The sequence below is a fragment of the Streptomyces sp. H39-C1 genome (assembly GCF_027158125.1).
GTDB classification, from domain to species: Bacteria; Actinomycetota; Actinomycetes; order Streptomycetales; family Streptomycetaceae; genus Actinacidiphila; species Actinacidiphila fildesensis.
In genome coordinates this window covers 1-4,698 of the sequence record NZ_JAPVLS010000197.1, presented here as the reverse complement: position 1 = coordinate 4,698, position 4,698 = coordinate 1, and the positions used below count along the sequence as shown (strand labels likewise).

Below are 4,698 nucleotides of genomic sequence, written 5' to 3'. Positions count from 1 at the left end.
AACCCACCGCATGTACCGCCCCGCGTCAGCGAACCAAACCACCACACCCACCGCTACCAGCACAAAGACCAGCATCTGACGTGCCGTCACTGACACCACCCCACTGACACCAAAGCGGCACATCGCATAGAGGCGCTGCCGGACGGGACGGAGGTGCGACTTGGCGTGTGGATCATGAACCAGAAAGGCAGACGCACCAAGCTGGGAGCCGACAAGCTCACCGCACTCGCCAACCTCGGACTGGCATGGGCGTGAGAGTGGTCAGCGCGGGGTGCCAGGCAGACTCGTGCTGACCCCCGGCCTAGCCTCCGCACCCCGGTTTACCTTCCCGGTAGGGCACGTCGTCCGAGGCCCGATGGCGTTCACGAAGCCGCGGTTGCCGTCGGTAGACCTCTTGGTCTCGCGGCGAAAATTTTCGACCTCCCGGTAGCTGAACCACGGAGGTCCTGGTCGAGCTTGTGGAGGATTTGGATAGGAGTCTCTCCCGTGCGCTTAGCATGATAGACCAGAGCCAATAACATACTAATTGGTCATCTCTCTGCAAAGTTGGCCTCTTTACACGCAGGAGTCACAGGTTGCCAGTGTTACAGCGGTGGCGTCAGTCGGGTGAACGTGGAGAACATCCCCGATATCGCAAGTCGGTCCGCTGGTGGATTGCCGAACGATCCACTCACGCTCTCTTGCTGATGACCCTTGCCGCGCTGGCTGGGACGGCAGTAGTCATCACAGCAGTGTGGACGCTGACAGCGCAGTCGACACTCTCTATGGCCGAGCGGTTTAGCGACGCGGGGCAGTTGTTGAATCTGGGCCTTGCAACACTGCGGGCCTGTTCAGGAACGGACAGCCTTGTTCCGGAACAGGACAGCAGCGCGCACCAGCTGTTGGCCACGATCACCTCAATCACCGGCGCTTTGGTCCCCGCAGGGCTTCTGAGCATCGTACTGATCAAAATGTTCGCGTTGCAGCCCTTCGTCTGGCGAGAGCGGGCCAGTATCTCGGGCGCCCGGACCGCGCACTTTCGCAACTACGCACAGCAGCACGCAACCAGCGACAACTCGATCATCGCAGTACGGTTCTACAACCGCTTTGACAACCTGTCAGTCGTTGATCTAAGAGCACGAGTTCATTTGCGCTACCTGGAACTGCCCACCCCGCTCGATTCCAGTCTCGTCATCTACAAGAAGCGACTACAAGTGCTCAACGAGGAGGGCGTGCCAGCTGGAGAACGGTATTGGTGGGCGGTCGAGCGAGGCGCGCCCTGCACCTTATGGATACCGGTCGAGAGCCCCGTGCTTGAGCTGCCACTCGCCCGCATCCAAGGGAAGGACTTGGCTCAGTCGTACAACGTGAAGCTAGTGGTCCGGCTCACCGCGTACACGACGCATCTGGGAACCGAGGTTGCCGCCGAGAAGTGGTTCGACCTGACAACCGACGACGACTTTGAGCTCGGCCGCTTCGCTCCGGTACGGCCGGACCCAGGCAAGGACGTGTGGCTGTGGGAAGGGTGGACAGACTTCGACTCTCTACTGCCTCCTCCCTCTCCCTCTGGTGGCACGCCTGGTGAACCTACGAGTCCCGCTTCTTGAGTAGCCCAGGCCAGGTCATCCCAGTCCAGGTGTCGCTCGCCGGGAAGACGGGCGGCGTCGCTGCAACCGAAGCTGTCGCGGGCTCGTCTTGCAAATCGGAGGTGACCATGTCTGAAGCGGGCAACGGCGGTCAATACACTCGTGAGAGGCCCAGTCGAGGCCGCTGGCCTCGCGCGGCAAAAATAGCGACGTGCCTTACTACGCTTGCTGCTATTTGTTCCGCTTCGGCGGCCGTTTATTCCGCCAACGTAAGCCATGCCGCACTGACTGTAAGCCGTAAAGCAGAAAAATTGAACGCGGAAACCGCTGCGATCGAAGCCAGGAGAGATAGGAACGCATTTGCCTCAAAGGTGAATATTACTGAAGGCATCGACTTACTAAGAATGAAAATTGCCGAACGGACGGGGAAGGATGGACCCTCTTTGTATTACAACGCATTTTCGGTCGCTAACTACAATCAGGCGGAAGTAGTTCTTCGCGTCTACGTGAACATTCACAACATAGAGGAAGACTCGGGATTCACGTCGTTCGCTGACCAAACCATACCTGGATGCGAAACTGACATAATGGTTATCAACTTGAACCCCCATGCTGGAGGGACGGAGTTTACTACGACGGCTATTTTCTTCCAGGATACCGAAAAGCGATCCTGGGGTGAAACGTTGCATCCAGACTTGGCGCCTAAGACAGGCGTTGCGCTCAACGAAATAGTTCTCGCACATGGCCCCGGACAATGGGGGGCATTGACAGATAAAGACAGCTCAACCTGGATGGCATCCGAGCCGGATGGAAACCTGGATGCATCGATTGTGACCCACGATAAGGAATACTGTTCATCACCCGGTGGCTGATTTGGAAAACAACGGGTTTGTGACGGCTCCAGGTGGGAGTTCTCGAACCAGGTGCCGGAGACGCCGAAGGAGCTATTGATGCGGAAGCCCCCGCAGTTCTGGCAGGGGCGGCGTGGATCCCGCGTGGCCGGCGGAGAGTGGCAGCGGCACTACGCCGCGCTGCGGGAGCTGCTGACGGACGAGGACGACCACGCCGGTGCTACCGGGCTTCACCGTCCACGGCATGGACGTGGCAAGTGACTGGCGAAGCAGCGTCAGCACACGGTCTGGGCAGGGCTGATGAACGGGCAACGCGAACTCCTGAAGGCGGTCGGCGCGGAACGGAGAAGGCTGATCACGGCGGACGGTGGCATAGCAAAACAGGGGCGGTCTGACGGTCTCCCGTTAGGCCGCCTTCGGCACGCCCCTTCTCATGTCCACTGGAGTCGGAGGTGGGCGAGTGCGGCGAACTTTTCGGTACCAGCTTGGCGTGCGCGGCGTGCGCCCCGAGTGCTGGCACACCTACCCACAGGCTGGAACGATGACCGAAATGCCAAGCCTTGTGGGGGCGTATGAGTGGGAACGAGATCTTGCAAGCCATCGGCGTGTTAGCGAGCGTCGCGGGGGTCGCGGGAGGCTATTACGCCTGGCGGGCCCTGGATGATCCAACTGTCAAGGCATCGCAGGCTCGATTCCGGGCCGTGCGCATCGAGCTGCGGGAAAGCGTGGGCCGCCTGGCTCACATCGCAGCCGACCTGCACACCGACGCGGCCCCTGCACTGGAGCGGATCGGAAGCAGCGCTCTGCTGGCTGACGCGACGATGCGACCAGCTTCTCCTCTACCCATCAGCCGTATCCGCCTTGTCTGGGCGGACAGCGAACCCCCGGAAGACCGCGCCCTGACCGCAGCAGCACGACGAGTCCTGCCCAAGCGCACCCGGTGGAGCAGGTACACAGGCTACGCAGAAGCCCTTGAGAGCCTCATGCGCCCTGCGCTGTTCGACAACCGGCCTGCGTTCCGCCTGCTCGAAGCGGACTGGCGCCACGCAGACGGCCCGCTGTTGACGTTCGGCCGTGGCAGGTACTTCGACCTCGTGGACCAGGGCGAGGCCATGACCCACGAGTTGGCCCAGGCCGCCGGCCGCACGGCGGCAGCGCCGGCCTGGCGCAGAATGCCTCTGCACGCGTTGCTGAAGTCCGATCCCCTGTCCCTGTCACGCCGCGTCGTGATCCCCTCGATCGGCACTCTCACCGTCAGACGGACGGCCGCAGGGCAGGGCACGTTCTTCCTCCTCTACCGCAGCCCCGGCCAAAGCGCGCACGGTGAGGGCACTTACAGCGTCATCCCCGGAGGCATCTTCCAGCCCGCATCGCTATCGCCCGTGGGCTATCTACGGGATCTGAACCTGTGGCACAACATCATGCGCGAGTACAACGAGGAGATGCTCGGCGCCGCGGAGGCAACCGGCGAAGGCGGAGTGGAAGTCGACTACACCCGCTCCCCATACTCCGATTTTGAGCATGCGCTGTCCCACGGCCACCTGCGCGTGTGGTGCTTCGGGATGGGCGTGGAAGCCCAAAATCTGGTGCCCTGTCTGCTGACCATCGCAGTCTTCAACGCCGACGTCTTCGACACGATCTTCACAACGATCGTCGACAGCAACGACGAAGGCATCCTCGTCAGCGGCCCGCGTAGCACCGCCGTCACCGGTCTTCCCCTGGAAGAGGGCGAAGTTCGCCACGTGCTCGCCTCACCCCAACTCGCTCCCATCGCCGCCGCGCTCCTGCACCTCGCCCTACAACACCGAACGTTGCTGCTCGGTGACAACAACTGATCCCCGAATCCCCCTTTGGCCAGTAACGGCACCGCCCGGACAGACCGGGAACCTGCATCCGGCTACGACGGCCTCCGCCCAGCGCTGCTCCACTGCGGCTCCGACGCGTCCTGGCCGTGCGGACCAGCACTCTCCCTGACAGTGCCACCACGCTGGCACACCCATCAACGCCTCTGGTACCGACGGTGACAACATACGGAACCGACACGGAGGTGAGATGCCTGTGAAGTTCGGCTTCTGACTCACGAACGCGAAAACGCGACGCACGAAGCTCAGTCCCGTACAGCTCGCTCGCCGCGCTCGGACTCGAATGGACCGCCTAGTACTGCAACCGCATGTGGGGGTGGTGGCCTCGGCGTTGGTAGTGGCATCTGCGGGCGCGGGCTTGGCTGCGGCGTCGGAAGCGTGACCAGTGCAGATGATGGTCGTTGTCCAGGTGTCGGGGCG

At 62.0% G+C, this 4,698-nt stretch carries 4 protein-coding genes; all 4 read left to right on the top strand.

The window, feature by feature from the left end; genetic code table 11:
- Positions 1 to 686: 686 nt before the first annotated feature.
- The 4 genes from O3W51_RS47260 (at position 687) to O3W51_RS47245 (ending at position 4,251) form a co-directional block, all read left to right on the top strand.
- Positions 687 to 1,586 (top strand): hypothetical protein, encoded by a 900-nt coding sequence (locus O3W51_RS47260; protein ID WP_269290210.1) that lies wholly within the window; start codon positions 687 to 689, stop codon positions 1,584 to 1,586.
- A 107-nt stretch (positions 1,587 to 1,693) separates the two neighbouring features.
- On the top strand, positions 1,694 to 2,437 hold the full coding sequence (locus O3W51_RS47255) for a hypothetical protein (RefSeq protein WP_269290208.1): 744 nt from the start codon (positions 1,694 to 1,696) through the stop codon (positions 2,435 to 2,437).
- Between the two features lie 78 nt (positions 2,438 to 2,515).
- Complete coding sequence (locus O3W51_RS47250; RefSeq protein WP_269290206.1) at positions 2,516 to 2,677, top strand: hypothetical protein; 162 nt, start codon at positions 2,516 to 2,518, stop codon at positions 2,675 to 2,677.
- A gap of 329 nt (positions 2,678 to 3,006) precedes the next feature.
- Positions 3,007 to 4,251, top strand: a complete 1,245-nt coding sequence (locus O3W51_RS47245) for a transcriptional regulator (protein WP_269290204.1) — start codon at positions 3,007 to 3,009, stop codon at positions 4,249 to 4,251.
- Positions 4,252 to 4,698 lie beyond the last annotated feature (447 nt).